At 68.4% G+C, this 26,439-nt stretch carries 24 protein-coding genes and 1 pseudogene; 13 read left to right on the forward strand and 12 right to left on the reverse strand.

All coding sequences use genetic code 11. From position 1 onward, the window contains the following. The first annotated feature begins 11 nt into the window (after positions 1-11). The 5 genes from CYJ10_RS09120 to CYJ10_RS09140 all read left to right on the forward strand — a co-directional run bounded on the left by CYJ10_RS09120 (position 12) and on the right by CYJ10_RS09140 (position 6,551). The gene (locus CYJ10_RS09120; protein ID WP_101681185.1) at positions 12-1,037 is read left to right on the forward strand and encodes a tripartite tricarboxylate transporter substrate binding protein; all 1,026 of its coding nucleotides are present in this window, start codon (positions 12-14) and stop codon (positions 1,035-1,037) included. A 21-nt stretch (positions 1,038-1,058) separates the two neighbouring features. Continuing rightward, on the forward strand, positions 1,059-2,582 hold the full coding sequence (locus CYJ10_RS09125; protein ID WP_101681186.1) for a UxaA family hydrolase: 1,524 nt from the start codon (positions 1,059-1,061) through the stop codon (positions 2,580-2,582). Between the two features lie 169 nt (positions 2,583-2,751). Further along, positions 2,752-4,221 (forward strand): NAD-dependent succinate-semialdehyde dehydrogenase, encoded by a 1,470-nt coding sequence (locus CYJ10_RS09130; RefSeq protein WP_101681187.1) that lies wholly within the window; start codon positions 2,752-2,754, stop codon positions 4,219-4,221. 50 nt (positions 4,222-4,271) lie between these two features. Next, positions 4,272-5,075, forward strand: coding sequence for a 4-hydroxy-2-oxoheptanedioate aldolase (hpaI, locus tag CYJ10_RS09135; RefSeq protein WP_101681188.1), 804 nt, complete (start codon positions 4,272-4,274; stop codon positions 5,073-5,075). A 63-nt stretch (positions 5,076-5,138) separates the two neighbouring features. Next, positions 5,139-6,551, forward strand: a complete 1,413-nt coding sequence (locus CYJ10_RS09140) for an FAD-binding oxidoreductase (RefSeq protein ID WP_101681189.1) — start codon at positions 5,139-5,141, stop codon at positions 6,549-6,551. On the opposite strand, the gene CYJ10_RS09145 is transcribed toward CYJ10_RS09140, so the two are convergent. Both CYJ10_RS09145 and CYJ10_RS09150 read right to left on the reverse strand, forming a co-directional pair. After that, the gene (locus CYJ10_RS09145) at positions 6,475-7,380 is read right to left on the reverse strand and encodes an EamA family transporter (protein ID WP_101681190.1); all 906 of its coding nucleotides are present in this window, start codon (positions 7,378-7,380) and stop codon (positions 6,475-6,477) included. The two genes, CYJ10_RS09140 and CYJ10_RS09145, sit on opposite strands and share 77 nt — an antisense overlap. A 218-nt stretch (positions 7,381-7,598) precedes the next feature. Beyond that, positions 7,599-7,778, reverse strand: a complete 180-nt coding sequence (locus CYJ10_RS09150; protein WP_066741513.1) for a CsbD family protein — start codon at positions 7,776-7,778, stop codon at positions 7,599-7,601. Between the two features lie 380 nt (positions 7,779-8,158). Between CYJ10_RS09150 and CYJ10_RS09155 the strand changes: the two genes are divergently transcribed. The 5 genes and pseudogenes from CYJ10_RS09155 (at position 8,159) to CYJ10_RS09175 (ending at position 13,310) form a co-directional block, all read left to right on the forward strand. Further along, on the forward strand, positions 8,159-8,776 hold the full coding sequence (locus CYJ10_RS09155; RefSeq protein ID WP_101681191.1) for an ABC transporter ATP-binding protein: 618 nt from the start codon (positions 8,159-8,161) through the stop codon (positions 8,774-8,776). Then, positions 8,773-9,570: an ABC transporter permease gene (locus CYJ10_RS09160; protein WP_101681192.1), complete on the forward strand. Its 798-nt coding sequence runs from the start codon at positions 8,773-8,775 to the stop codon at positions 9,568-9,570. The genes CYJ10_RS09155 and CYJ10_RS09160 overlap by 4 nt, the downstream gene beginning before the upstream one ends. Before the next feature lie 353 nt (positions 9,571-9,923). Next, a pseudogene (locus tag CYJ10_RS09165) lies at positions 9,924-10,981 on the forward strand (porin). Between the two features lie 157 nt (positions 10,982-11,138). Beyond that, positions 11,139-12,011, forward strand: coding sequence for a crotonase/enoyl-CoA hydratase family protein (locus CYJ10_RS09170; RefSeq protein WP_101681193.1), 873 nt, complete (start codon positions 11,139-11,141; stop codon positions 12,009-12,011). A 75-nt stretch (positions 12,012-12,086) separates the two neighbouring features. Then, positions 12,087-13,310 carry a M20/M25/M40 family metallo-hydrolase gene (locus CYJ10_RS09175; RefSeq protein ID WP_101681194.1) on the forward strand — a complete coding sequence of 408 codons (1,224 nt, stop codon included), beginning with the start codon at positions 12,087-12,089 and terminating at the stop codon, positions 13,308-13,310. Positions 13,311-13,424: 114 nt separating this feature from the next. Here the strand turns inward: CYJ10_RS09175 and CYJ10_RS09180 are convergent, their stop codons facing one another. From CYJ10_RS09180 to CYJ10_RS09190, 3 genes are read right to left on the reverse strand one after another with little or no spacing between them, the layout of a single operon-like run. Further along, positions 13,425-14,684: an MFS transporter gene (locus CYJ10_RS09180; RefSeq protein WP_101681195.1), complete on the reverse strand. Its 1,260-nt coding sequence runs from the start codon at positions 14,682-14,684 to the stop codon at positions 13,425-13,427. A gap of 1 nt (position 14,685) precedes the next feature. After that, complete coding sequence (locus tag CYJ10_RS09185) at positions 14,686-15,189, reverse strand: flavin reductase (protein ID WP_101681196.1); 504 nt, start codon at positions 15,187-15,189, stop codon at positions 14,686-14,688. A 12-nt stretch (positions 15,190-15,201) separates the two neighbouring features. Then, positions 15,202-16,575: an LLM class flavin-dependent oxidoreductase gene (locus tag CYJ10_RS09190; protein WP_101681197.1), complete on the reverse strand. Its 1,374-nt coding sequence runs from the start codon at positions 16,573-16,575 to the stop codon at positions 15,202-15,204. 148 nt (positions 16,576-16,723) lie between these two features. Between CYJ10_RS09190 and CYJ10_RS09195 the strand changes: the two genes are divergently transcribed. Next, positions 16,724-17,290 carry a helix-turn-helix domain-containing protein gene (locus tag CYJ10_RS09195; protein WP_101681198.1) on the forward strand — a complete coding sequence of 189 codons (567 nt, stop codon included), beginning with the start codon at positions 16,724-16,726 and terminating at the stop codon, positions 17,288-17,290. Here the strand turns inward: CYJ10_RS09195 and CYJ10_RS09200 are convergent, their stop codons facing one another. The 6 genes from CYJ10_RS09200 to CYJ10_RS09225 form a co-directional block, all read right to left on the reverse strand. After that, a complete protein-coding gene (locus tag CYJ10_RS09200) occupies positions 17,291-18,076 on the reverse strand; it encodes a GntR family transcriptional regulator (RefSeq protein ID WP_101681199.1) in 786 nt (261 codons plus the stop codon). Between the two features lie 160 nt (positions 18,077-18,236). Beyond that, positions 18,237-19,103 carry an isocitrate lyase/PEP mutase family protein gene (locus CYJ10_RS09205; RefSeq protein ID WP_374703242.1) on the reverse strand — a complete coding sequence of 289 codons (867 nt, stop codon included), beginning with the start codon at positions 19,101-19,103 and terminating at the stop codon, positions 18,237-18,239. Next, a complete protein-coding gene (locus tag CYJ10_RS09210; RefSeq protein WP_101681201.1) occupies positions 19,100-19,618 on the reverse strand; it encodes a LeuD/DmdB family oxidoreductase small subunit in 519 nt (172 codons plus the stop codon). Before CYJ10_RS09210 ends, CYJ10_RS09205 begins: the two co-directional genes overlap by 4 nt. Beyond that, positions 19,615-20,889, reverse strand: a complete 1,275-nt coding sequence (locus CYJ10_RS09215) for a 3-isopropylmalate dehydratase large subunit (RefSeq protein ID WP_101681202.1) — start codon at positions 20,887-20,889, stop codon at positions 19,615-19,617. Before CYJ10_RS09215 ends, CYJ10_RS09210 begins: the two co-directional genes overlap by 4 nt. Before the next feature lie 9 nt (positions 20,890-20,898). Beyond that, positions 20,899-21,873, reverse strand: coding sequence for a Bug family tripartite tricarboxylate transporter substrate binding protein (locus tag CYJ10_RS09220; protein WP_101681203.1), 975 nt, complete (start codon positions 21,871-21,873; stop codon positions 20,899-20,901). Between the two features lie 280 nt (positions 21,874-22,153). Continuing rightward, positions 22,154-23,482 carry an MFS transporter gene (locus CYJ10_RS09225; protein ID WP_219621430.1) on the reverse strand — a complete coding sequence of 443 codons (1,329 nt, stop codon included), beginning with the start codon at positions 23,480-23,482 and terminating at the stop codon, positions 22,154-22,156. A gap of 96 nt (positions 23,483-23,578) precedes the next feature. Here CYJ10_RS09225 and CYJ10_RS09230 point away from each other — a divergent pair, with 96 nt between their 5' ends. Together CYJ10_RS09230 and CYJ10_RS09235 are read left to right on the forward strand one after the other, a co-directional pair. Next, entirely contained in the window at positions 23,579-24,478 is a 900-nt protein-coding gene (locus tag CYJ10_RS09230) for a LysR substrate-binding domain-containing protein (RefSeq protein WP_101681205.1), read from the forward strand. A 78-nt stretch (positions 24,479-24,556) separates the two neighbouring features. Next, complete coding sequence (locus CYJ10_RS09235; protein WP_101681206.1) at positions 24,557-25,327, forward strand: SDR family oxidoreductase; 771 nt, start codon at positions 24,557-24,559, stop codon at positions 25,325-25,327. A 22-nt stretch (positions 25,328-25,349) separates the two neighbouring features. On the opposite strand, the gene CYJ10_RS09240 is transcribed toward CYJ10_RS09235, so the two are convergent. Continuing rightward, entirely contained in the window at positions 25,350-26,279 is a 930-nt protein-coding gene (locus tag CYJ10_RS09240) for a tripartite tricarboxylate transporter substrate binding protein (RefSeq protein ID WP_257993237.1), read from the reverse strand. Between the last annotated feature and the right edge of the window lie 160 nt (positions 26,280-26,439).

Here is a 26,439-nt window from a genome sequence, read left to right on the forward strand (position 1 = left end):
GAGACATCCCCATGACGCAAGGTCTTCCCCCCAGCCTTTCGCGCCGCCGGCTTCTGCTGGGCAGCGCCGCCACCGCCGCCGTTGCCGCTACCGGCACGGCCAGCCTGCTTGTGCCGCGTATTGCACGCGCGGCCGGCGAGTATCCCGACCGTCCCATCACGTTCATCTGCCCCTGGCCGGTGGGCGGCACGGCCGACCAGTCGATGCGGGCCCTGTGCCAGGTGGCGTCGGGGATCCTCAAGCAGTCGATCGTGGTGGAAAACCGCGCCGGGGCATCGGGCATGATCGGCACCAAGGCGCTGGCCCGCGCCAACCCCGATGGCTACACCATCGGCCAGATTCCGATTTCGGTCACGCGCTTCTCGCAGTTGGGCATGCTGCAGCTGGACCCGCGCACCGAACTGACCTACCTGGCGCGCACCTCGGGCCAGACCTTCGGCATCGCCGTGCCGGCCGGCTCGCGCTTCAAGACGCTGGCCGACGTGGTGGCCGAAGCCAAGGCGCACCCCGGCAAGATCACCTACGCGCATGCCGGCATCGGCGGCGCCACGCACGTCGGCATGGAGCAGTTCGCGCTGGCCGCCGGCGTGAAGTTCAACGCCATCGCCTACAAGGGCGGCTCGCAGGCCCTGCAGGACGTGCTGGCCAACCAGGTGGACCTGCTGGCCGATTCCAGCTCGTGGGCTCCCCATGTGGAAGCCGGCAAGCTGCGCCTGCTGGCCACCTGGGGCGAGCAACGCACGCCGCGCTTCAAGGACACGCCGACGCTCAAGGAACTGGGCTACAACGTCGTGGTGGAAGCGCCCAACGGCATCGGCGCGCCCAAGGGCCTGCCGCCCGAGATCGAAAAGAAGTTGCGCGATGCCTTCCGTGCCGCTGTGTCCAGCGCCGAATTCAAGACGGTGGCCGCGCGCATCGACGCGCCGATCATGTACCTGGACGGCCCCGACTACAAGAAGTACGTCGCCGAGGTCTACGGCCAGGAGACGCAGCTGATCCAGCGCCTGAAGCTCAAGGAAATGCTCGCGCAGAGCTAACCCGCCCCCACTCTGTCAATCGTGACCCTGAACCCCGTCATTCGCCTGCACGCCAACGATAACGTCCTGATCGCCCGCGGCGACCTGACGCTGGGCCAGCACCTGGACGACCTGGGCGTGCGTGTGCGCGCCCAGGTGCCCGCCGGCCACAAGATTGCCGCCCGTGCGATTGCGCGCGGCGAGCAGGTCAAGAAGTACGACACCGTGATCGGCGTGGCCGACCGCGACATCGCCGCCGGCGAGCACGTGCACAGCCACAACCTGCGGCTCGTGGATTTCTACCGCGATCCCGCGTTCGGCGCCGATGTACGCCCCGTGGACTACGTGCCCGAAAGCGAGCGCGCGACGTTCATGGGCTACGTGCGGCCCGACGGCCGCGTGGGCACGCGCAATTTCGTCGGCATCCTGTCGTCGGTGAACTGCTCCGCCACGGTCATCAAGCACATCGCCGCGCACTTCACGAAGGAACGGCTGGCCGCCTATCCCAATGTCGATGGCGTGGTGGCGTTCGCGCAGAGCAGCGGCTGCGGCATGTCGTCGCCCAGCGAGCACTTCGACCTCCTGCGCCGCACCATTGCCGGCTACGCCCGGCACCCCAACCTGGCGGGCGTGCTGATCGTCGGCCTTGGCTGCGAGCGCAACCAGGTGGTGTCGCTGGTGGAATCGCAGGGGCTGGTGCCCGGAGAGAACCTGCACACGCTGGTGATGCAGGACACGGGCGGCACGCGCGCCACGATCGAAGCCGGCATCCGCGCCATCGAGGCCATGCTGCCGGCCGCCAATGCGTTCCGGCGCCAGCCCGTGAGCGCCAGCCATATCAAGATCGGCCTCGAATGCGGTGGGTCGGACGGCTTTTCCGGCATCACGGCCAACCCGGCCCTGGGCGCGGCCATGGATATCCTGGTGCGCCACGGCGGCACCGCGATCCTGTCGGAAACCCCCGAAATCCACGGCGTGGAATACATGCTCACGCGCCGGGCGGTGACGCCCGAGGTGGGCCAGAAGCTGCTGGACCGCCTGGCCTGGTGGGAACGCTACACCGCCGGGCACAACGCCCAGTTCAACGGCGTGGTGGGCCACGGCAACCAGCAGGGCGGCCTGGCCAACATCTTCGAGAAGTCGCTGGGCTCGGCCATGAAGGGCGGCACCACGCCGCTGCAGGCCGTGTACGAGTACGCCGAGCCGATCGACAAGGCTGGCTTTGTCTTCATGGACTCCCCCGGCTACGACCCGGTGGCCGCCACGGGCCAGATCGCCAGCGGCGCCAACCTGATCTGCTTCACCACGGGGCGCGGCTCGATGTTCGGCTCGAAGCCGGCCCCGACGATCAAGCTGGCGTCGAATTCGCCGATGTTCCGCCGGCTCGAAGAAGACATGGACATCAACTGCGGCCTGGTGCTCGATGGCGAGCTGAGCGTGGCCCAGATGGGCGAACGGATCTTCGCGCACATCCTGCGCGCCGCCTCCGGCGAGCCCACCAAGAGCGAGCTGCTAGGCCTGGGCGATCATGAATTCGTGCCCTGGCATGTGGGGATTGTGAGCTAGGCACTTCGCAAATCACACGCTTGCCCTCTCCCCCGACCCCTCTCCCGCAAAGCGGGAGAGGGGCGCAAACCAGTGGATCTTGAGCCACCCGATGTTGTCTCCCCCTCCCGCCCTGCGGGAGAGGCGCGGGGGAGAGGGCCAGCCCTTCAAATTCCGACCACACATCCCGATGCTGACCACCCTCACCGACCCCACCCTGCTCCGCAGCCAGAACTTCATCGACCAGCAGTGGTGCGACAGCCGTGCCCGCCTGGAAGTGACCAACCCCGCCACGGGCGCCGTGATCGCCGACGTACCGGACAGCGATGCCGACGACGCCCGGCGCGCCGCCGATGCCGCCGCCACGGCCTTCCCGGCCTGGAGCCGCCGCACCGCGCGCGACCGCGCCCAGATCATCAAGCGCTGGCACGCGCTGATCCTGGCCAACGAGCAGGACCTGGCGCGCATCATCTCTGCCGAGCAGGGCAAGCCGATGCACGAGAGCCTGGGCGAAGTGCGCTACGGGGGATCGTATGTGGAATGGTTCGCCGAGGAAGCCACGCGCATCTGCGGCGACGTGGTGGCCGAGGCCGTGCCCGGCCGCAAGATGCTCGTGCTGAAAGAGCCCGTGGGCGTGGTGGCGGCCATCACGCCGTGGAATTTCCCGCTGGCAATGATCGCCCGCAAGATCGCCCCCGCCCTGGCCGCCGGCTGCACCGTGGTCGCCAAGCCCGCCGAAGACACCCCGCTGACCGCGCTGGCATTGGTCCGCCTGGCGGAACAGGCGGGCCTGCCGCACGGCGTGCTCAATATCGTCACGGCATCGCGCACCAACACGCCGGCCGTGGTCGATGCCTGGCTGGCCGATGCGCGCGTGCGCAAGATCACGTTCACTGGCTCCACGCCGGTGGGCAAGCACCTGGCCCGCGAATCGGCCGGTACGCTCAAGAAGCTGTCGCTGGAACTGGGCGGCAACGCCCCGTTCATCGTGTTCGACGATGCCGACCTCGATGCCGCAGTCGATGGCCTGATGGCCGCCAAGTTCCGCAACGGCGGCCAGACCTGCGTGTGCCCCAACCGCGTCTACGTGCAGGCCGGCGTCCACGACGCCTTCGTCAGCAAGCTGGCCGCCCGCGTGGGCGCGCTGCATGTGGGCCCGGCCACCGAGCCCGCCGCGCAGATCGGCCCGATGATCAACGCCCGCGCCGTCGACAAGATCGACCGCCATGTGCGCGATGCCGTGGACCAGGGCGCCCGCGTGGTGGTGGGCGGCGAGCGCGTGCGCACCGGCGACGGCCCGCACTACTACGCCCCGACCGTGCTCGTCGGCGCCACGCCCGCGATGGCGCTGGCGCACGAGGAAACCTTCGGCCCCGTGGCGCCGGTGTTCCGTTTCACCCACGAGGACGAAGTGATCCGCGACGCCAATGACACGCCGTTCGGCCTGGCCGCCTATTTCTATTCCAACGACGTGCGCCGCATCTGGCGCGTGGCGCAGGCGCTGGAAACCGGCATCGTCGGCATCAACGAGGGCGCGCTGGCGTCCGAAGCGGCGCCGTTCGGCGGCGTGAAGGAATCGGGCTACGGCCGCGAAGGATCGCGCCATGGGCTTGACGATTACATGCATACCAAGTATCTGTGCCAGGGCCAGTTGCACTGACAACGCCCATCGAACCCGTTCGACACCCCCGGACCGACAGGAGACACCCCATGCCCGCCCACAACCCGTTCAAGGCCGCCCTGGCCGCCCGCCAGGCCCAGATCGGACTCTGGATGTCCGCCGCCACGCCCTACCTGGCCGAAGTCAGCGCCACGGCCGGCTTCGACTGGCTGCTGGTGGACGGCGAACACGCGCCCAACGACGTGCGCACCATCCTGCAGACGCTGCAGGTGCTGGCCCCGTACCGCTCGCAGCCCGTGGTGCGCGCCGTGTCGGGCGAGACCGCGCTGATCAAGCAGTTGCTTGACATCGGCGCCCGCACGCTGCTGATTCCGATGGTGGATACCGCCGAGCAGGCCGCTGCGCTGGTGCGCGCCACGCGCTATCCGCCGTTCGGCGTGCGGGGCGTAGGCAGCGCCGTGGGCCGCGTGTCGCAATGGAGCGCCCGCAAGGATTACCTGGCCGTGGCCGATGACGAGGTCTGCCTGCTGGTGCAGGCCGAGACCGTGACTGCCATGCAGAACCTGGAGGCCATCTGCGCGGTCGACGGCGTGGATGGCGTGTTCATCGGGCCGGCCGACCTGGCCGCGTCGATGGGCCATCGCGGCAACCCGGGCCATCCTGAGGTGCAGGCGCAGATCGAGAGCGCCATGCGCACGATCATCGCCAGCGGCAAGGCCGCCGGCACGCTGACTTCAGACAATGCGCTGGCTCGTCGTTACCTGGAACTGGGCTGCACCTTCGTGGCCACCGGCGTCGACGTGCTGGTCTACGCCAACGCGGCGCGCAAGCTCGCCGCCGAATTCCTGCCGGAGCGCGCCCAACAGGTGTCCGCGCCCGGCGCCGCCTACTGAGTATCGAAGATGTCCTCGCTACCTTCCCAAGCCTTGCCTTCCCAAGCTGCCCTGCTCCAGGCCATGCAGGCCATCGTCGGCCCCAACGGCTGCCTGACCGCCGACGCCGACACCGAACCGTTCGTGACCGACTACCGCCGCATCTATCACGGCAAGTCGCCGCTGGTGGTCATGCCCGCCACCACCGAACAGGTCAGCCGGGTGATGGCCTGGTGCTATGACAACAACGTGCCCGTGGTGCCCCAGGGCGGCAATACGTCGCTGATGGGCGGCGCCGTGCCCGACGACAGCGGCACGGCCATCGTGATCAGCCTGAAGAAGATGAACCGCGTGCTGGCCATCGACACCGTCAACGACACGATGACCGTGGAAGCCGGCGTGACGCTGTCCGGCGCGCGCGCCGCGGCCGACGATGCCCGGCGCCTGTTTCCGCTGCGCATCGGCTCGGAAGGCTCGTGCCAGATCGGCGGCAACCTGTCGACCAACGCGGGCGGCACGGCCGTGCTGCGCTACGGCAACATGCGCGACCTGGTGCTGGGCATCGAGGTGGTGCTGCCCGACGGGCGCATCTTTTCGTCGCTCAAGGGCCTGCGCAAGGACAACACCGGCTACGACCTCAAGCACCTGTTCATCGGCGCCGAAGGCACGCTCGGCATCATCACCGGCGCCGTGCTGAAGCTGATGCCGCAGCCGCGTTCCACCGCCGTCGCCTTCGTGGCCGTGGACGGCCCCGAGGCGGCCGTCAAGCTGCTGGGCGAAGCCCGCGCGCTGTCGGGCGGCGCAGTCACGGCCTTCGAGCTGATCTCGGCCCCGGCGCTGGACCTGGTGCTCGAATACCTGGGCGACGTGCCGTCACCGCTGCCGGCACGCCATGACTGGATGGTGCTGATCGAGCTGACGTCGGGCACCGACGGGGAAACGCTCAGCGGCACGCTGATGGAGATTCTGGAATCGGGCCTGGGCAACGCCTGGGTGGTGGATGCCGCCGTGGCGTCGAGCCTGGCCGACGTGCAGCAGTTCTGGCGCATCCGCGAGGAAATCTCGGACGCCCAGACCCGCACCGGCGGCAGCATCAAGTGCGACATCTCGGTTCCGGTGTCGCGCATCGCGCAGTTCATCGAGAAGGCGTCGGCCGAGGTGCTGGCGCTGGAGCCGGCCACCCGCATGGTGATCTACGGCCATATGGGCGACGGCAACGTCCACTTCAACCCGCTGCGCCCGAAGGACCGCGACGCCAAGGACTTCCTGGCGCAGTGGTACAAGCCCGTGTCGGATCTGGTCGACGGGCTGGCCCATGCCGAGAACGGCTCGATCTCGGCCGAGCACGGCGTCGGCGTGGCCAAGCGCGACGACCTGAGCCGCTACAAGTCGCCCGTGGAGCTGGAACTGATGTGGCAGGTCAAGCGCGCGCTCGATCCGAAGAACCTGTTGAACCCTGGCCGGGTGCTGCCACGGATCGCTGGGCCCGCTGACTGAGCCATACCCCGCCCAGCACCAGCACCATGCCCGCGATCTGCGCGGTGCTCAGCGTCTGGCCCAGCACGATCCAGCCGATCAGCACCGCCGTGAGCGGGCTCAGGAACCCCAGCGTCGCCACGGCGCCGGGGCCCAGGCGCGCGATGCCCCGGAACCACAGCACGTAGGTCAGCGCCCCGCCGATCACCGTCAGCCACGCCATGCCCAGCACGTTGGCCAGGGTGGGCGTCGGCAGCGGCGGTTCCAGCCATAGCGCGAAGGGCACCAGCAGGATGCCGCCCGCCGTCAGTTGCCAGGCCGTGAAGGTCAGCGCCGGCACCGGCGGCTGCCAGCGGCGCGTGAGCACGGTGCCCAGCGCCATCGACACCGCCCCGGCCAGTCCGGCCGCCACGCCCACCGCATCGAGCGTGGCCTTTGGGGTCAGCACCAGCAGCGCCACGCCCGCCAGCCCGGCCAGCGCCGCGGCAATCGCGGCCATCCGGATCGCAGATCCCAGCAACACACGCGACAGCCCGATCACGATCAGCGGCTGGATGGCGCCGAGCGTGGCCGCCACGCCACCGGGCAGCCGGTAGGCCGAGACGAACAGCATGGCCCAGAAGAACGAGAAATTGAGCGCGCCCAGCACCAGCAGTCTGAGCCACCAATTGCGCGCCGGAAACTGCCGGCCCAGCAGCCAGAGCAGGATGCCGGCGGGCAGCGCACGCAGCGTGGCGACCGTCAGCGGATAGCCGGCGGGCAGCCAGTTGGTGGTCACCAGGTACGTGGTGCCCCAGATGGCGGGCGCCAGCGCGGTCAGCAGCAGGTCTGTCGAACGGCGGGTGGTCATGGGGATTCCCTTTGGGACCAGCGCAGGTGGATGCACGCAGCGGAATGTGCGCACATTACAGGACCGGCCGGTCCGCCGGAAGCCGATGGATATGGAACACAGCATTTACCGCGCGTCATGAATCGGCCAGCCATGAAAAAAGCGGGGCCGCAGCCCCGCCTTCCGGTGACCGGGCGCCGCCCCTGACGGGTGGCCCCGGTCTCGCGCTGGTGCAAGCCCTAGCGCGGATTCTTCTTCATGTCTTCCTTGGTGTCGCCATAGGCCGCTTGCGTGCGGCCGGCCACCTGCTGGGCCTTGCCCTTCATTTCCGTGGACGTCTTGCCGGTCACCTTGCCGGCCAGTTCCTTTGCCTTGCCCTTGGCCTCGTTCATGCGGCCCTTTACCTGGTCCTTGTTCATGATCGCACTCTCCTGATGGATCGGTTCGTAGGGCGTCCGGTGTCTGCGCGCTGGCCCGGCTGGCGGGCCCTGCGGCAGGCAACGGCGCTACTGGACAGTGTAGAAAGGGCGCGGCGCCCGCCGTGTAGGACATGGCCGCAACCGGCTGTCGGACGGTGCCAATGCGCCCTGCGGCAGCCTTTGCAACCCGCCCTTGCACACGCCGCACGGCCGCCCACAATGGATACTGGCGTCCGCTGGATGAGCCACTTAAAGCACCACTTAAGCCGCCGCTTAATCCGCCATTCATCGAACCGCGATACGCTTGCGCCACTTCACCCTTCGTGGCCCTGTTCGCCCCTTTCGCCCCCCTTTCGTACCGTTTGCCCCCGCCCCGCCATATGGACGGTCATCTGCACATCCAACACCTCACCGGCCACGGCCGCGGCCCCTATACGTTCGACGTGACCGGCGGCAAATGCACGGTGCTGTCCGGGGTCTCGGGCAGCGGCAAGAGCCTGCTGCTGCGCATGATCGCCGACCTCGACCCCAGCGACGGCCACGTGCGCATCGGCAACACGCCGCGCGAGGCGCTGAGCGGGCCGGCATGGCGGCGCGAGGTGACCTATGTGGCGGCCGAATCGGGCTGGTGGGCCGACGACGTGCGCAGCCATTTCGACGAACTCGACCCCGCCGATACCCGGCTTGCCCGCCTGGCGAGACAAGTGGGCCTGCGCGACGACATCCTGGCGGCGCGCGTCAGCCACCTGTCCACGGGCGAGCGGCAACGGCTGGCGTTGCTGCGGGCCATCGTCCGCCGCCCGCGCTTCCTGCTGCTCGACGAACCCACCTCGGCGCTGGATCACGACACCACGCTGGCCGTGGAAGCCGTGCTTCGCGAAGTCATGGCCGAAGGCGTCGGGTTGCTGATCGTTTCTCACAACACCGACCAGGCGGCGCGCCTGCAGCACGCGCACTGGCGCCTGTGTCCGGCCGGACTGGAGCCCATCCACCCATGAACCCGATCCTGCTGACAACGGGCGATCTGACGCTGGCCAGCCTGCTGATCGTGGCGGGCGCGGCGCTGTCGCTGGCCATGTCACTGGGCATTCATCGCGCGCTGCTCTGGGCCGCGGTTCGCATGGTGGTGCAACTGATGCTGGTGGGGCTGGTGCTGCGCGCCGTCTTTGCGCTGTCGTCACCGTGGCTCACGCTGCTGGTGGTGACGGCGATGGTCTTTGCCGCGGCGCGCGAATCCGGCAGCCGGCTCGAGCGTCGCTTTGCGCCGCGCTGGCAGATGGCGATCGGGCTGGCATCGGTCAGCGCGCCCACGCTGGTCATCACGGTACTGGCCCTGGTCACCGCCCTGCGTCCCACCCCGTGGTACGACGCGCGCCACGCCATTCCGCTGGCCGGCATCATCCTGGGCAACGCCATGAACGCGGCCAGCCTGACGCTGCATGCCACGCTCAATGCTGCCTGGCACCAGCGCCAGGCCATCGAGGCCAGGCTGGCCCTGGGCGACGACCGCCATGCCGCCTTGCGCCCCATCCTGCGGCAAGCCGTGCGCGGCGGGCTACTGCCGACGATCAATACGATGGCGGCGGCGGGCATCATCACGCTGCCGGGCATCATGACCGGCCAGATCCTGGCCGGCATGGACGCGATGGACGCCGCGCGCTACCAGATCCTGCTGATGTTCCTGCTGGCCGGCGGCAGCATGCTGGCCGTGGTGATGGCCGGCTGGCTGGCCGTCTGGCGCCTGACCGACGAGCGGCACCGCCTGCGCCTGGACCGGCTGCACGCGGCCTGACCTGTCGCAGGCGTCTTCGTTTGCGCCGTCGTTTGCGCGCCACCCCGGGCCGCGACATGAATCCCCTTCTGACCCATGGCCCAGCCCGCGTGCATTCGGCATCGTCGAAAGCACGCGGCGACAACAGCGAACGTCACCGGCGGCCCGCTTCTCCTCACGCTCAATTGCAACAGCCTTAACACCATTGGCATGGCAATTCGTAGAACTGCCATGGGGAGACACATTTCCTTGCACCCGTCTCATTTTGAATGAGAAAAATCCCATTCAGATTGACAAAAAACGAGCCAAATCAAAGCTGAAATATCCATGCCTTCCGATCATTGCGGACTCTTTCCCAACCTGGAGAACAAGGCATGAAAATCAAACTGGCAGCGGCCGCTGCGATCGCGATGTTTGCCACGGGTGCGCAGGCACAGTCGAGCGTGACCCTGTACGGTGTTGCCGATGTCGGCGTGGAATACCTGAACCGCACCGCCGGCGACCACAGCAACGTGCGCATGCAGCCTGGCAACGGCCTCACCACCGGCTCCTGGTGGGGCATGCGCGGCACGGAAGACCTGGGCGGCGGCCTCAAGGGCGTGTTAGTGCTGGAGAGCGGCTTCAACCTGGACACGGGCGCATCGACCGACAGCCGCCTCTTCAACCGGCAGGCGTTCATCGGCCTGCAGGGCCGGTACGGCGCCCTGACGCTGGGCCGCCAGCAGACGCCGATCTACGACTTCACGCTGGCGTTCGACCCCATGGCCGCCAGTTCGCAATACTCGATCCTCAACCTGGACCCGTTCATGGCCAGCCGCGCCGACAACGCCATCCAGTACAAGGGCACGTTCGGCGGCCTGACGGCGGCGGCGCTGTACAGCTTCGGCTACGACACGAGCGACGTCCTGGGCATCGGCGGTGGCGAGATCCCCGGCAACTACAAGAAGGGCCGCCAGTACGCGGCCAGCCTGCGCTACACGACGGGGCCATTCGACATGGGCGTGGTGTATGACCTGCGCCAGCCCGACACCCGAATGCGTAGCTGCCGGCCACGGACGCGCGCTGGTCCTTGAGATGGGGCCCGGCCGAGGTCTTTGCCGGCTACAGCTGGGAGAACTTCACCGGTGCGGGCGCGGCCTTCCACCACAACAACCTCTACTGGCTCGGCCTTGGCTACCAGGCCACGCCGGCCCTGATGCTGAAGGGCGCGGTCTACTACAACGACTGGGCCGAAACGAGCGTCGACCCGATGGTCTTCGTCGCCACGGCCGACTACGCGTTCTCCAAGCGCACCAGCGCCTATCTGGACCTCGGCTACGCCTGGAACCGCTCCAGCAATGGCGTTTCGTCGCACGCCAGCCTGAGCAGCGACAACATCCGTGCGGGCGACAGCCAGTTCGGCGCGATGGTGGGGGTGCGCCACCGCTTCTGACCCCGCAGCAAGACACTTTCCACTTTCCAATTTTGCCCGGCCGCGTGCCGGGCTTTTTTGTTGCCGATGGCCTCGCGTGTTCCGCGCAGCGGAAGCCCCGCACCACGGGGGCGCCGCAGATGCTACGCTGCCGCGACCTTCCACCACGTTCCCGACCATGGCCGCCCCGACGCCCCCGACCTTTGAAACGCTCCAGTACGCCGTGCAGCAAGGCATCGCCACGATTACGCTGCACCGTCCCGACAAGATGAATGCCTTCACGCACCAGATGTGCGAAGAGCTGATTGCCGCCTTCGACGCGACCGATGCCGATGATGCGGTGCGCGCCGTCGTCGTGACCGGCAGCGGCCGCGCGTTCTGCGCGGGGGCCGACCTGTCCAGCGGCGGCGCCACGTTCGACTACGAGAAGCGCTACGGCGCAACCGGCGTCAAGCGCGACGGCGGCGGCCGCGTCGTGCTGCGCATCTTCCGCAGTCTCAAGCCGGTCATCGGCGCCGTGAACGGCGCGGCGGTGGGCGTCGGCGTCACCATGCAGTTGCCGATGGACATCCGCATCGCCTCGACCGACGCAAAGTTCGGCTTCGTGTTCGCGCGGCGCGGCATCACGCCGGAAGCCGCCTCGTCATGGTTCCTGTCGCGCGTGGTGGGTATTTCGACCGCGCTCGAATGGTGCTTTTCGGGCCGGGTGTTCAGCGCGCAGGAAGCGCACGAACGCGGCCTGGTGCGCTCGCTCCATGCCCCCGAGGACCTGCTTCCCGCGGCCTACGCCCTTGCCCGGGAGATTGCCGACAACGCTGCGCCCGTCTCGGTCGCCATGGCACGCCAGATGATCTGGCGCATGGCGGGCGCGGCCCACCCCATGGACGCGCATCGGCTGGACAGCCGCGCCATCCAGTCGCGCGGCCAGTCGGACGACGCCAGGGAAGGCATCGCCAGCTTCCTCGAAAAGCGTCCCGCCCACTTTCCGAACCGCGTCTCGGACCAGTTGCCGGACTTCTTCGACTGGCAGGGCGAGCCGGACTTCGAGTAAGGCTCGGGTGCCCTCGGGCACCTGGCCCGATCTCGTGTATAACGGCTGCTGCCCCACTCCAATGACAAGGTATCCATGAAGCCATCCCGCTTTGCCCTCGCCGCGCTGCTGGCGTGCGCCGCCCCCCTGTCTTTTGCCGCCGACGCCAACCCCAAGGTGCTGTCCGCCGCCGAGCACTACCGTGGCGACGCACTGCAGTTGCTGGAACGCCTGGTCAATATCGACTCGGGCACCGGCAACGAGGCGGGGCTGGCCCAGATCGGCACCATCGTTACCGATGAACTGTGCAAGGCGGGCGCGAACGTGGAGACGGTTTCCGCAGCGCCGGCCGTGGGCAACAACATCCTTGCCACGTGGAAGGGCACCGGCAAGACCCGCATCCTGCTGATGGCCCACATGGACACCGTCTTCAAGGACGGCACCGCTCGCGCCAAGCCGTTCTACATCAAGGACAAGCGCGCCTACGGCCCCGGCGTGATGGACGACAAGGGCGGTATCGTCGCGGGGTTGTACGCGATGAAGATCCTCCAGCAGCTCGACTTCAAGCAGTACGGCCAGGTCACGCTGCTGCTCAACACCAACGAGGAAACGGGTTCCAAGGGCACGCGCGCGCTGATCGAGCGCGAGGCCAGGCAGCATGACGTCACTCTCAACCTCGAACCGGGCCGGCCCGCAGACGGGCTGGTGGTCTGGCGCAAGGGCAGCGGCACGGCGGAGATCGACGTCAAGGGCAAGGCGGCTCACGCGGGCGTCGCGCCGGAGTCAGGCCGCAATGCCGCCACCGAACTGGCGCACCAGGTGCTGCAACTGGGCAAGCTCGGGGACAGCGCCAAGCAGACGACCTTCAACATCACCGTGCTCAAGGCGGGCGGCGCCACCAACGTCATTCCCGACCAGGCCACCGCTTTCGCAGACTTGCGCGTGGCAGTGCCGGAGGAATTTGACCGCGTGGAGCGCGACCTGGCGCGCGTGTCGGCCAACAAGCTGGTGCCCGATACGGAGGTGAAAACCTCGCTGGTACGTGGTTTCCCCCCGATGCCGCGCAATGCCGCGTCGGACCAGCTGGCCGCCCGCGCGCAAGCCATCTATGGCGAAATCGGACGCAAGCTGACGCTGGAGGGTAGCGGCGGTGCCGCCGACTCAAGCCTGTCCGCTGGCGTCGGCACGCCCACGCTCGACGGCTTCGGCATCGTAGGGGGCGGCATCCATACGCCGGACGAATACGCCGAGGTCGAAAGCGTGGTGCCGCGGCTTTATCTGCTGTCGCGGATGATCATGGAACTGGGCGCAAGCAAGTAAGCAAGCCAGGGTTCGCCGGCAACTTGGGCCGGCAACTTGGGCCGGCAACTTGGGCCGGCAACTTGGGCCGGCAACTTGGGCCGGCAACTTGGGCCGGCAGCTTAGGCCGGCAACTCAGCGCCGGCCACCCGCCAGCTTGCGCGCATCGGGGTGGCCGCGCAGCCGCCACATCGCCACACAACCCAGCGCCGGACCGATGGCCAGCATGCCGAAGCCGGCGCGCCAGCCCAGCCATTCGACCACGTCGGGCACCAGGTGGATGCTGGCCAGCGTCAGCAGAAAGCCGGCACAGGTCTGCGCGGTCAGCAGGGTGCCGATCGATGACGGTTCGGCCAGCTCGGTCACGCTGGCCGAGAACTGGGCGGAATCGGCGATGACCGACACGCCCCAGACCAGCGCCACCGTCACCAGCACCGCCATCGGTGCCGTATCGAGCCAGCCCATCAGCGCCGCGCAGCTTGCGCTGGTGGCCATGGCGCCGATGGTGACGGCCGTGCGGCCCACGCGGTCGGCCAGCCACCCGCCCACCCAGGCGCCCAGCGCGCCAATGGCAATCGCGGCGAATGTCAGCAGTTCCGCCCGGCCCCGCGCATCGGCCATGCCCCGTGCGGCGAACGTCTGCTGCAGGAACAGCGCCAGCCACGCCCACATCGCATAAAGCTCCCACATATGTCCCAGGTAGCCCAGGTTGGCCAGACGCACCGCCGGCTGGCGCCAGGCCTGCGCGATCTTGGCGGGATCGATGCGTGCGGCCTTTCTGAGATTGGGACCAATCGCGGCCATGCCGATCAGCAGCGCCGCGCCCGCCGCACAGGCCGCCGCCACGGCGTAGATCGTGCGCCAGTCCGGGCCGCCTGCGGCGGACGTCAGCCACGCGGCCACCAGATGCGGACTGGCCGATCCCAGCGTCAGCGCGCCCACCAGCAACCCAATCAGCAAACCCAGGTCCGCGCGGGCCCACGTTGCCGCCAGGCGCATGCCCACCGGGTAGACGCCGGCCATGCACATGCCCGTGATGAAGCGCAGCGCCACCACCGCCCCGCCCGTGGGCGCGATGAACGCGAGCATGCCCGTGGCCAGCGCGGCCACCAGCGCCGAGCCGGCAAACAGACGGCGCAGGTCGTAGCGGTCGGGCAGCGATAGCAGCGCCGACATCAGCGTGCCGGCCACAAAGCCAAACTGCACGGCGCTGGTCAGCAGCGCCTCGTCGAAGGGGGAGATTGCCTCGGTGCGCTTGATCAGCGCCACGGCGGTACTGGCGGAGAACCAGACGCCCATCGCCGCCACTTCGGCCAGCAGCAGGATGGCGATCGAGAACAGCTTGCCGCGCTGGCGCTGCTGCGCCGGCGCGGCTGTCGAAGTCGGTGCCGTCATCTCAGGCGGTCGTTGGGTGTGCGGCGGTGCCCACGGGGTGGAAATCCCGGCCGAAATAGATCAGGCCGGCCCGCCCGCTGGCGCTGTGCGCAGCCTTGACGGCGCAGAAGAACACCGTATGCGTGCCCACTTCGGTCACCGAGGTGATCTCGCAATCAAGGGCGCTGACGGCGCCGTGCAGCACCGGCGCGCCCGTGGCCAGCTGCTGCCACTCCGCGCAGGCAAAGCGCTCGTCGAGCGACAGGTCCTTGTCGGCAAAGCGCATGGCCACGTCGCGCTGCTCGGCGGCCAGCACGTTCACGCAGAGCCGGCCGTTCTGGCGAATCGCGGCGTTGTTGCGGCTGGACCGGTTGATGCAGACCAGCAAGGTGGGGGGATCGTCGGTAACCGGGCAGACGGCGGACGCCGTGCAGCCGGCCAGCCCGGCCACGCCGTCCGTGGTGATGACGTTGACGGCGGCACCCAGGCCCGCCATCGCGTCGCGAAAGGTTGTCTTGTCTACCATGATGCGTCTTGTCTATGCCCGGTTGGCGCCGGTTCCGCGATATTGCGCCGCCGCGTGGGTGGCTGGCAAGCGCGCCGTGCCGAACAGCTTGTCGCGATAGGTGCCCGGCTGGTACGCCGTCTTGTAGGCGCCGCGCTCCTGCAGCAGCGGCACCACCAGGTCGATCACGTCCTCGAAGCACTCCGGCACCACCGTGCGCGACAGGTTGAAGCCGTCCACGCCGGTCTCCTCGCTCCAGGCCATCAGCAGGTCCGCCACATGCTCGGCCGATCCCACCCATGGCGGCTGGCGGCTGCCCAGCACCATCTGTTCCAGCAGCTTGCGGCGCGTCCATTGCGGGCCCGCGCTGCGCGTCATGGCCTCCACGTTCGACACAATGGCCTGGCTCTTGCCCGTCTGGATCGGTTCGTCCAGGTCATAGCGCGCGAAGTCGATGCCCAGCGACGCCGCCGCGTGCACCAGCGCGGCTTCGGAACTGACGTAACGCCGATACTCCTCGAACTTCTCGCGCGCCTCGGCATCGGTGCGGCCCACAACCAGCGTGGCGCCCAGGAACACCTTCACATCGTCGGCCTGGCGGCCCAGTTGTACCGCCTGCGCGCGGATGTCATCGACGATCTCCTTCACGCCCTCTTTCTTCTGTCCGTTGACGAACACGCACTCGGCGTGCGTGGCGGCAAAGCAGCGGCCGCGCGTGGACGAACCGGCCTGGTACAGCACCGGCGTGCGCTGCGGCGATGGCGCGCACAGGTGCATCGCATCCACCTTGTACTGCGGGCCGTGATGATGGATCACGCGCACTTTTTCGGGATTGGCATAGACGCCGGTGGCACGGTCGGCCACCACGGCGTCGTCGTCCCAGCTGCCTTCCCAGAGCTTGTAGACCAGCGCCATGTACTCGTCGGCCAGGTCGTAGCGGTCGTCATGGGCCACCTGGCCGTCGATGCCAATGGCCCGCGCCGCGCTGTCCAGATAGCCGGTGACGATGTTCCAGCCGATGCGCCCGCCGGTCAGGTGGTCCAGCGTGGACATGCGGCGCGCGAACAGGAACGGCTGCTCGTAGGTGAGATTGGCGGTCACGCCAAAGCCCAGGTGCCGCGTCACCGCCGCCATGGCAGGAATCACCAGCGTCGGGTCGTTGACCGGCACCTGCACCGCGCCGCGCAGCGCCGCGTCGGGGCTGGTGCCATAGACGTCGTAGACACCCACCACGTCGGCAAAGAAGAGGCCGTCGAACAGGCCGCGCTCCAGCGTCTTGGCGTAATCGATCCAGTACTGAAGCTCGGCGTAACGGTGCGACTGATCGCGCGGATGGGTCCACATGCCCTGCTGGATGTGGCCGACACAATGCATGTCGAAGGCGTTCAGACGGATTTCACGGGGCATGGGGGCGGCTCCGGGTGGCATGGCTGGGTGGGTTTTCATCCACTATAGTGGACGAATGCGCATCATCGTGAAGATTTTGCGGTGAGGGTTAACCCGTTCCCGGCCATGCCGCTTCTATAATCCGACCACCCTCCCGATCCTCGCCACCATGAGCCGCCTGCCCGACGATCCCACCACCGCCATTTCCGCCCGCGTGCGCATCGAGCGCGAATCGCGCGGCTGGTCTCTGGCAGAACTGGCGGACCGCTCCGGGGTATCCAAGGCGATGATCAGCAAGATCGAACGTGGCGAGGCCAGCCCCACGGCCACCGTGCTGGGACGCCTGTCAGGTGCCTTCGGGCTGCAACTGTCGATGCTGCTGGCGCTGGCCGAGCAGGCTGGCGAACGCCTAAGCCGCGCCGCCGGGCAGCAGGTGTGGCAAGACCCGGAAACGGGCTACACCCGCCGCGCCGTGTCGCCGCGCAACGGCGGCATGCTGGAACTGGTGCAAGTCACGCTGCCCGGCCACGCGCGGGTGACGTATCCGTCGTCGGCCTTCACGTTCCAGCACCAGCAGATCTGGGTGCTCGATGGCACGCTGGTCTTCGAGGAAGGCGAACTGGCGCACACGCTGGCCGCTGGCGACTGCCTGCAGCTCGGGCCGCCGGCGCCCTGCACGTTCATCAATCCCGGCCCGGACGCCTGCGTCTACGTGGTGGCGCTGGTGCGCCGCTGATCAGGGCTGGTCGGCGTCGATCCACACGCGTGTCGACGCCCCCGCGCGCGTCAGCCGCATCTGGTAGGTGTAACGCTCCGGATGGTAGAGCCCCACCAGGAACTGCACCGGCCGCCCGTTCGCGTCGGAAGCCACGCGCGACACGCGCAGCAACGGCACGCCGGGCGCGATGCGGAAGATGCGTGCCACATCCAGATCGGCCACGGCGGCGCCCAGCGTCTGTTCGGCCGATACCACCTCGATGCCATGCTGCTCCAGCGCCACCAGCATGGGCGTGTCCTGCAGCGTATGGCGGTCCAGCGCGGCCGCGAGGTCGTCGGGCACGAACACTTCGGTATAGGAGATCGGCTGCGCCTTGAACTTGCGCACCCGCACCACCTTGAGCACGGGCGCGCCCGGCGGCAGGGCCAGCGCGGCGCTGACGGCGGCGGGCGCCGCCATGCGTTTCCATTCCAGCACCTGCACGCGCGTGCGCATGCTGACGCTGACGATGTTGTCGAGCAGCCCGCCACGCACGGTCTGCACGGCGGCCTCGGGCTGTGGCACGTTGCGTGCGGTCGGCACCGTGCCCTTGCCGCGCAGCCGCATCACCAGCCCTTCTTCCTGCAACCGCGCCAGCGCCGACCGCACCGTCACGCGCGCCACGCCAAATTCCTCGGCCAACTGGCGTTCGCCGGGCAGCGGCAGGCCGGTTGCGTAGTGGCCGCCGCGAATGCGCTCGCGCAGGATCAGGCGAACCTGCTGGAAGCGCGGCAGGGAAGTCAGCGGAGCGTGGGCGTCGAGCATCGGGCGGGACGGCAGACAGGCGGTGCGGGCCGGAAAGTGTGGACCGAGGATATGTGGGCCAGGGATGTCCGAGCCAGGGAATCCGGGGGCAACGAATCCGGGGGCGATACCGCCACGGTACGCGTGCCGGCCCGGTCAGGCAAGCACGCGTCGCATCGGGTTACTCGTACTGCTTGCCCAGCGCCAACATCTCCGGCGTGCCGATGACGCCGTTGAGCGCCTGGAACGACAGCATCTTGTCCAGGTACGGCGTGGTAGTGCCGTTGGCGTGCAGGCTGGCCAGGTAGTCGCGCAGCGCAAAGCTCAGCGCGCGCACGGTGCCGCCCGGGAAGATCACGATGCGGAAACCGATGTCCTCCAGTTCGGCGGCCGGCAGCACGGGCGTCTTGCCGCCCTCCACCATGTTGGCCAGCAGCGGCGCACGGCGACCCAGGCGGCCGATGGCTGCCGTCATGTCCTCGCGGCTGCGTAGCGCTTCCACGAACAGCACATCGGCACCGGCCTCGGCATACTGCTCGGCGCGCGCCAGTGCCGCTTCCATGCCCTCCACGGCCACGGCGTCGGTGCGCGCGATGATCAGCGTGCTGTCGTCGCGGCGCGCGTCGCAGGCGGCGCGGATCTTGCCGGCCATCTCGGCGGCGCTGATCACGGTCTTGCCGTCCAGATGACCGCAGCGCTTGGGCATCGACTGGTCTTCGAGCTGAATGGCCGTGGCGCCGGCACGCTCCAGCACGCGCACGGTCTGCATCACGTTCAGCGCGTTGCCAAAGCCGGTGTCGGCATCAACGATCAGCGGCAGCGTGGGGCAGCGCTCGCGGATATTGCGCGTCACCGATGCCACGTCTTCCAGCGACAGGAAGCCGATATCGGGCCGGCCCAGCCGTGTGTAGGCGATGCTGGCGCCGGACAGGTAGGCGGCCTGGAAGCCGGCCTGTTCGACCAGCAGGGCCGAAAACGCGTCGTACACTCCCGGTGCGGTCACGATGCCGGTGCCTTGCAGGCGTTGCTTCAGCGTCATTGCAGTCATTGCACTTCCTCGTTGACGGAAAGTTGGCCCGACGCGATGCGGCGCGCCAGGTGCGGCACCAGTCCGCCGTCGCGGATCATGGCCACCAGATGCGGGGGCACCGGCTCGCATTGCAGCGTCGGGGCATTCTCGATATGGACCTGGGCGCTGTCAATCTCGCAGCCCACGCGCTGGCCGGGCGTCACCGCCGGCAGCGCCGGGCAGGTCAGCAGCGGCAGCCCGAGGTTGAAGCCATTGCGATAGAACAGCCCGGCGAACGACGGCGCGACGACCGCCACCACGCCCAGGTGGCGCAATACCTCCACCGCCTGTTCGCGCGACGACCCCGCGCCAAAATTGCGTCCGCCGAAGACGATGTCGCCGGGGCGCACCTGCGCCGCGAACGACGCGTCCACAGCTTCCATGCAGTGGCGCGCGATCTCTTCGATGCCGAACTTCATGTAGGCGCCCGGCGCCAGCAGATCGGTATTGATATCGTCACCGAACACCCAGGCCCGGCCGGAAAAACGACTCATGCCAGCACCTCCCGTGGATCGGCAATACGGCCGGCAATGGCCGAAGCGGCCACCGTGTACGGCGAGCCGAGATACACCTGCGACGATGCCGCGCCCATGCGCCCCTTGAAATTGCGGGCCGTGGCGCTGATCACCACGCTGTCTTCGCCAAAACGATGCTCGCCGTAGCCCGCGCATGCGCCGCAGGCGTTGGGCAGCAGTTCGGCGCCGGCGTCGGTCAACGCGGCCAGCGTGCCCTCCTGCGCGGCGCGCTGCTGGTCGGCGGCACTGGCCGGCGCCACCAGCAGGCGCGTGCCGCTTGCCACGCGCTTGCCGCGCAGCACCTGTGCCGCCATGCGCAGGTCATCCAGCTTGGCGCCGGTGCAGGCGCCGATATACGCAATGTCGATGCCGACGTTGCCGAACACGTCCACATCATCGGCATTGGCCGGCGTATGCGGACGCGACACCTGCGGCGCCAGCGTTGTCGCGTCGAAGTCATGCACGGCCAGGCAGGCCGCGTCGGCGTCTGACTGCCAGCTGTCGATATCGATGGCATCGGCCGGCGCGCCGGCGGCCAGCAGCCAATCGCGCGTGGTCGCGTCGGGGGCGATGAGTCCCACCTGCCCGCCCAGTTCGGCGGTCATGTTGGCCAGCGTCATGCGCTCCTGCATCGACAGCGCCGACACGGCGTCGCCGGTGTATTCCACGGCCTGGTACTGGCCGCCGTCCATGCCGAAGCGCGTGCACATGCGCAGCATCATGTCCTTGGCCGAGACGCCGGCACCCAGGCGGCCATGCCAGCGCATGCGGATGGTCTGCGGCACGCGCACCCAGATCTCGCCCGTCACCAGCACGCCCAGCATTTCGGTGGCGCCGATGCCGAACATGTAGGCACCGAACGCCCCGCCGGTGGACGAATGGCTGTCGCCGCCCACCGCGAACATGCCGGGCCGCAGATAGCCCTTCTGAGGCACCACCACGTGGCAGATGCCTTCCATGTCGTGGAAGCGCACCACGCCTTCGTCGCGCGCCCAGTCACGCGCGATCTGCACGATCCTGCGGCTGTCGGCGTCATGCGCGGGCACGTAGTGGTCGGTTACCAGCACCACCTTGTCCGGATTCCACACCTTCGCGCCAAGTTTTTCGAGCATCGGCTTCACGCGACGCGGACCGCTGGAGTCGTGCATCATCGCCAGATCCACGCGACACGTGACAATCTCGCCGGGCGCCACGTCGGCCCGGCCCGCAGCCCTGGCCAACAGCTTCTGCGCCAATGTCTGGCCCATCATTGCTATTCCTTACTCCACTTTGGTACCGGACGCCTGGATCACCTTGGCCCAGTGCTGGATATCGCTGCGCACGAACGCGCCGAACGCCTGCGGAGTCATGCTGACGGCCGTGGCCGCCTCCGTGTCCATGCGCTTCTTGTAAGCCGGGTCTTCGACGGCCACCTTCACCGCGCGATAGAGCTGGTCCGTCACGGACGGCGGCAGTTTGGCCGGCCCGAACAGGCCGAACCACGCCGACGACTCGAAGCCCTTCACCGTCTGGCCGATCGGCGGCACGCCCGGGAATTGCGGCAGCGCGTCCTTGCTGCTGACGCCCAGGAACTTCAGCGTGCCCGACTTCAGGTGCGGCAGCACGTTCACGGTGCTGGCGAACATCAGGTCCACGGTGTTGTTGCCGAGCACGTCGGTCAGCGCCGGGTTGGTGCCCTTGTACGGGATGTTCACGATGTCGGTGCCGGTGGCCAGCTTGAACTGCTCGCTGGCCAGGTGCAGCGACGAACCCTGCGCGCCGATCGCGAACGTGAGCTTGCCCGGGTTCTTCTTCGCGTAGTCGATCAGGCCGGCCGTGTTGTCGAACGGCACGCCCTTGCGGGCCACCAGCACGCTGGGCACGCGCGCCACCATCGTGATCGGCGTGAAATCCTTGACCGGATCGAACGGCAGGTTCTTGTAGAGCGACGCGTTGATGGTATGGCCGGTAAAGCTCATCAGCAGCGTGCTGCCGTCCGGCGTGGCGCGGGCCACGTACTGCGCGGCAATATTGCCGCCGGCGCCGGGCCGGTTGTCCACCACCACCGTACGGTGCAGCGTGTCGCCCAGCGAGCGGGCAATCAGGCGCGCCAGTGCGTCGGTGGTGCCGCCGGCCGGGCTGCCCACCACGATCGTGATCGGCTTGTCCTGCGCCATCGCGCGCTGGACCGGGGCCAGTGTTGCAAACATGGCCAGCGTCGCGCCGGCCAGGAGCTTTCTTCGACTGATCAACATCTATGTCTCCGCCTCTGTGTACTTCCCGTGGGGTTCAGGCGGACTCTATGCCCCATGGCCGGGTCACTCAATGGAACCAGCTGGTCCTATCCACCGGACCAGTCAGCACGATGGATGTGCAGACATTATCGGCCCCGCATGGCTGGCTTCCAGGCGCATGCCGTGCCGGCGCAGTCCGAAAGCGCGCCATGGTACACAGACATGGCATAAGGCAATGCAATGAAACGAAAAGGCGCCGTACGCACGGCGCCCAGACCTGACAGAGACGGTGCTGAAAGGGTCAGCTGGCGCTGGAGGGCCGGCTGGCGATGCGCGGCTGGGGCCGCGCGGTGCCGGCCAGGGCCATCCCCACGAGGGCCAGCGCTGCGGTCAGTGCCACGATGGCCACCCAGCCGCCGTGCTGCCACACCCAGCCGCCAATCGATCCGGTCACGCTGGAACCCATGTAGTAGAACAGCAGATAGAGCGACGCCGCGTGCCCTTTCGCGGCGCCGGCGGCCGGCCCCACCGAGGCGCTGGTCACGGAGTGCCCCACGAAGAAGCCCGTCGTCACCAGCGCGATCCCGGCGAAGATCGCCGCCAGCGGTCCGGCCAGCGTCAGCAGCACACCCGGCAACATCAGTGCGAACCCGGCCATATGCATGCGCCGGCGGCCAAAGCGCGCGGTCAACGGCCCCACCACTGACGACGACACGATGCCAAAGCCGAATGCCAGGAACAGCAGGCTGATCTGCGTCTGGCTCAGCCCGTACGGGGCGGCAGACAGGCGGAACGTGGCGTAGTTGAACAGCGTGACAAAGATGCTGGTCAGCACGAAACCCACCGCGTACAGGCGCAGCAGCGCGCGATTGCGCAGATGGCCGCCCCAGGCACGCAGGTGGAATCCGATATCGAGCCCCGGACGCGGCACGAAGTTGCGCGAGCGCGGCAGCAAACGGACAAAGCACACGGCCGACACCAGGCACAGCACGCCCAGGAACCCCATCGCCACGCGCCAAGACGTGAACTCAGTCACGAGACCCATGCCGACGCGCCCCATCATGCCGCCGAAGGCCGTGCCGCCGATATAGAGCCCCATGGCGCGGCCCAGTTGGGATGGCTCGATTTCCTCGGCCAGCCAGGCCATGGCCACGGCGGGCACACCGCCCAGCACCAGCCCTTCCAGGGCCCGCGCCGCCAGCAGGCCATGCCAGCTTGGCACCGCCGCGGCCACGAGATTGCAGAGGGCCGCCAGTCCCAGCGAGGCGAACATGACACCACGTCGCCCCAGCGCCTGAGAAAACGCGCCAGCCATCGTGATGGCAATGGCCAGCAGCCCCGTGGTCAGCGACAGCGCCAGCGAGCTTTGCGCCGGGCTGATGCCGAAACTGTCCGCGAACGCGGGCAGCAGCGGCTGCACGCAGTAGATCAGCGAGAAGCTGGCAAACCCCAGCAGAAACAGCGCCAAACACGCACGCCGATAGGCTGGCGTGCCACTGCGCACCCATTCCGGCGAACGCGCCGGGGAAGCTGCGCTCAGGCCGACCGTCGAGGATGGCTGCGAGTGGCGGGCGGGGGGTGTGGGATGAGCGGGGTGGGCAGGTTCGGCGGTGGGGGTGGAGACAGACATGATCGACATCGGGTAAGCACGGCTCGAATCTACCGCCCGGGATGGAATTCGTCCAATATATGGCGTAGACCACGTTGATACCTTTTACAAATACCCATGGAACTCCGCCATATCCGTTACTTCCTGGCAGTGGCCGAGGAACGCAACTTCACGCGCGCGGCCGCGCGCCTGGGCATTGGCCAGCCCCCGCTGAGCCTGCAGATCCGCGATCTGGAAAAGGAAATCGGCGCACCGCTGTTTCATCGCGTGCCGCATGGCGCCGAACTGACCGAGGCCGGGCAGGCCTTCCTGGAGGCCGTGGCGCCGCTGGTGGAACGCGCCGACCAGGCCATCCGCGCGGCGCGGCGCGCCGGCGGCGGTGAAACGGGCCGGCTCAGCGTGGGCTTTACGGGCACGGCAGCCATCAATCCGATCGTGGCGGCCAGCATCCGGGCGTTCCGGAATCGTTATCCCGATGCGGAGCTGGCGCTGCAGGAGGCCAATTCGATCGCCCTGGTGGACGCCGTGCTGCAGAAGCGGCTCGACATGGCCATCATCCGGCCATCGGACCCCAAGCCCGACGAGATCGAGGTCATCACGCTGGAAAGCGAGGCGCTGGTGGCTGCCCTGCCGTCGGCCCACCCGGCGGCTCGCGGACGCGGCGGGCTGGACCTGCTGACGCTCCGCGACGAGCCCTTCATCCTGACGCCCCGCACCCTGGGCATTGGCCTGCACGACGCCGTGCTGCGCGCGTGCCGGGCCGCCGGTTTCGAGCCAAGGCTGGGCCAGCCGGCGCCGCAAATCGCGTCGATCCTGGCGCTGGTGTCGGGCGAACTGGGCGTGTCGCTGGTGCCGGCCTGCACCCAGCAGTTCACCGCCAGGGGCGTCACCTACCGCACGCTGCGCGCCCCGGCCCCGCGCATCGACCTGGCGCTGGCGTGGCGGCGTGACCGGCCGTCGCGGCTGGTCACCAACTTCGTGGCGCTGGCGCGCGACGCGGCACGCCCGGCGGAATAGCGCCGACCGGCGTACGATGCTGCATCTTCGACGTCACGCAGGCGGCGCGTCCGCCGGCCCTCCACGGAGCACGCATTCATGGATCTGCATCTGCAAGGCAAGTCGGTATTCATCACGGGTGGCACGCGCGGCATCGGCCTGGCCTGTGCCAGGACCTTCGCGGCCGAAGGGGCCAGCGTCACCATTGCCGGCACCACGGCAGAATCGGCCGAGCGCGCGCAACGCACGCTGAAAGACCAGCACGGCATCGATGTCGAGACCTTCGTGGGTGATCTCTCGCAGGCCGATGTCCGCGAGCGGCTGGCCCCGGCATTCGACCTGATCGACATCCTCGTCAACAACGCCGGCGCGATTCCGGGCGGAGGCCTGACCGCCATGAGCGAACAGCAATGGCGCCAGGCGTGGGACCTGAAGGTGTTCGGCTACATCGACCTGTCGCGGATGGCCTTGCCGCGCATGATGGCGCGCGGCGCCGGCGTGATCGTCAACGTGATCGGCATCGCCGCCGAGATGCCCCGCTACGACTATCTCTGCGGTGCGGCCGGCAATGCCGCGCTATCGACCTTCACGCGCGCCGTGGGCGCACATGCCACGTCGCGCGGCGTGCGCGTGGTGGGCGTCAATCCCGGGCCCACCGAGACCGACCGGCTGGTCACGCTCTACAAGGCCCGCGCCAGGCAGAAGTTCAACGACGAATCGCGCTGGCAGGAAATGCTGGAGCACCTGCCCTTCGGCCGCGCCGCCCATGCCGACGAGATGGCCGACCTGGTCGTGTATCTGGCGTCGGCGCGCGCGTCGTACCTGAGCGGCGTGGTCGTGGATGCCGACGGCGGCGCGCGTTTCGCGTGACGATGGCCCGGGGCGCCGCCCCTCAATCGATCGTCGCGCCCGACGCCTTCACCACCTTGCCCCATTTGTCGATCTCCTGGGCGACGAACTTGCCCGTGTCCGCCGGCGATGTCCATGTCGCGGCGAACCCCTGCGCGGCAAAGCGCGTGCGCACATCTTCCTGGGTCAGCACGGCCTTCAGCGCGTCGGCCAGCTTGTCGACCACGGCCGCGGGCGTGCCGGCCGGCACCAGCAGCGCGTTCCACGCGGTGGCTTCGTAGCCGGGCAAGCCGGCTTGCGCCACGGTGGGAATATCGGGCGCCGCCGGCGACCGCGCGGCGCCGGTCACGGCCAGCGCGCGCAGCTTGCCGTCGCGCACGAACGGCATTGCCGACAGCATCGTGTCGAACATCACCGTGGCCTGCCCCGCCATCACGTCGGTCAGCGCGGGCGCGCTGCCCTTGTACGGCACGTGCGTCATGCGGATGCCGGCCATGCTGTCGAACAGTTCGGCCGCAAGGTGCGTGGATTGCCCGTTGCCCGAGCTGGCAAACGTGACCTTGCCCGGATTCGCCCTGGCCATCGCGATCAGCTCGGCCACGTTGTGGGCCGGGGTGGACGGCGCGGTCACCAGCACCAGCGGGCCGCTGGTCAGCATCGACACCGGCGCGAAGTCCGTGCGCGTGTTGTAGCCGGGCTTGGCAAACAGCGTCATGTTGATGGCGTGCGCGGTGGTGGCCACCAGCATCGTGTAGCCGTCAGGGGCCGACTTGGCCACGGCATCGGCGCCGATATTGCCGCCGGCGCCGGGGCGGTTGTCGACGACGATGGGCTGGCCCAGCCGCTCGGACAGCTTCTGCCCCACCACGCGCGCCACGATGTCGGTGGGCCCGCCGGGCGGATACGGCACTACCATGCGGATCGGCTTGGCGGGCCACGCCTGCGCCTGGGCGGCGGGCACGACGGCCAGCATCGGGAAGGACAGCACCGACAGGGACAGCAACAGCTTGCGGACGTGGGGCATGCGCGCTCCTGGATCGCTACGGTTTTGCGGCGTGAAACTCACGAAACAGCCTGGCCAGAAGGCTTATAGGCGCCAGCCGGGTGCCGTGTCACTCTGCAGCGCATCAAAG

The organism is Cupriavidus pauculus (assembly GCF_002858765.1).
GTDB lineage: Bacteria > Pseudomonadota > Gammaproteobacteria > Burkholderiales > Burkholderiaceae > Cupriavidus > Cupriavidus pauculus_B.

Coding starts and splice junctions, on each gene's coding strand:
- CYJ10_RS09160 (WP_101681192.1), top strand. CDS start 8,773: ATGAACCCGATCCTGCTGACAACGGGCGATCTGACGCTGGCCAGCCTG.
- CYJ10_RS09215 (WP_101681202.1), bottom strand. CDS start 20,889: ATGATGGGCCAGACATTGGCGCAGAAGCTGTTGGCCAGGGCTGCGGGC.
- CYJ10_RS09150 (WP_066741513.1), bottom strand. CDS start 7,778: ATGAACAAGGACCAGGTAAAGGGCCGCATGAACGAGGCCAAGGGCAAG.
- CYJ10_RS09210 (WP_101681201.1), bottom strand. CDS start 19,618: ATGAGTCGTTTTTCCGGCCGGGCCTGGGTGTTCGGTGACGATATCAAT.
- CYJ10_RS09200 (WP_101681199.1), bottom strand. CDS start 18,076: ATGCTCGACGCCCACGCTCCGCTGACTTCCCTGCCGCGCTTCCAGCAG.
- CYJ10_RS09130 (WP_101681187.1), top strand. CDS start 2,752: ATGCTGACCACCCTCACCGACCCCACCCTGCTCCGCAGCCAGAACTTC.
- CYJ10_RS09175 (WP_101681194.1), top strand. CDS start 12,087: ATGAAGCCATCCCGCTTTGCCCTCGCCGCGCTGCTGGCGTGCGCCGCC.
- CYJ10_RS09145 (WP_101681190.1), bottom strand. CDS start 7,380: ATGACCACCCGCCGTTCGACAGACCTGCTGCTGACCGCGCTGGCGCCC.
- hpaI (WP_101681188.1), top strand. CDS start 4,272: ATGCCCGCCCACAACCCGTTCAAGGCCGCCCTGGCCGCCCGCCAGGCC.
- CYJ10_RS09190 (WP_101681197.1), bottom strand. CDS start 16,575: ATGCCCCGTGAAATCCGTCTGAACGCCTTCGACATGCATTGTGTCGGC.
- CYJ10_RS09235 (WP_101681206.1), top strand. CDS start 24,557: ATGGATCTGCATCTGCAAGGCAAGTCGGTATTCATCACGGGTGGCACG.
- CYJ10_RS09180 (WP_101681195.1), bottom strand. CDS start 14,684: ATGACGGCACCGACTTCGACAGCCGCGCCGGCGCAGCAGCGCCAGCGC.
- CYJ10_RS09120 (WP_101681185.1), top strand. CDS start 12: ATGACGCAAGGTCTTCCCCCCAGCCTTTCGCGCCGCCGGCTTCTGCTG.
- CYJ10_RS09155 (WP_101681191.1), top strand. CDS start 8,159: ATGGACGGTCATCTGCACATCCAACACCTCACCGGCCACGGCCGCGGC.
- CYJ10_RS09240 (WP_257993237.1), bottom strand. CDS start 26,279: ATGCTGGCCGTCGTGCCCGCCGCCCAGGCGCAGGCGTGGCCCGCCAAG.
- CYJ10_RS09195 (WP_101681198.1), top strand. CDS start 16,724: ATGAGCCGCCTGCCCGACGATCCCACCACCGCCATTTCCGCCCGCGTG.
- CYJ10_RS09205 (WP_374703242.1), bottom strand. CDS start 19,103: ATGACTGCAATGACGCTGAAGCAACGCCTGCAAGGCACCGGCATCGTG.
- CYJ10_RS09220 (WP_101681203.1), bottom strand. CDS start 21,873: ATGTTGATCAGTCGAAGAAAGCTCCTGGCCGGCGCGACGCTGGCCATG.
- CYJ10_RS09230 (WP_101681205.1), top strand. CDS start 23,579: ATGGAACTCCGCCATATCCGTTACTTCCTGGCAGTGGCCGAGGAACGC.
- CYJ10_RS09140 (WP_101681189.1), top strand. CDS start 5,139: ATGCAGGCCATCGTCGGCCCCAACGGCTGCCTGACCGCCGACGCCGAC.
- CYJ10_RS09225 (WP_219621430.1), bottom strand. CDS start 23,482: ATGTCTGTCTCCACCCCCACCGCCGAACCTGCCCACCCCGCTCATCCC.
- CYJ10_RS09185 (WP_101681196.1), bottom strand. CDS start 15,189: ATGGTAGACAAGACAACCTTTCGCGACGCGATGGCGGGCCTGGGTGCC.
- CYJ10_RS09170 (WP_101681193.1), top strand. CDS start 11,139: ATGGCCGCCCCGACGCCCCCGACCTTTGAAACGCTCCAGTACGCCGTG.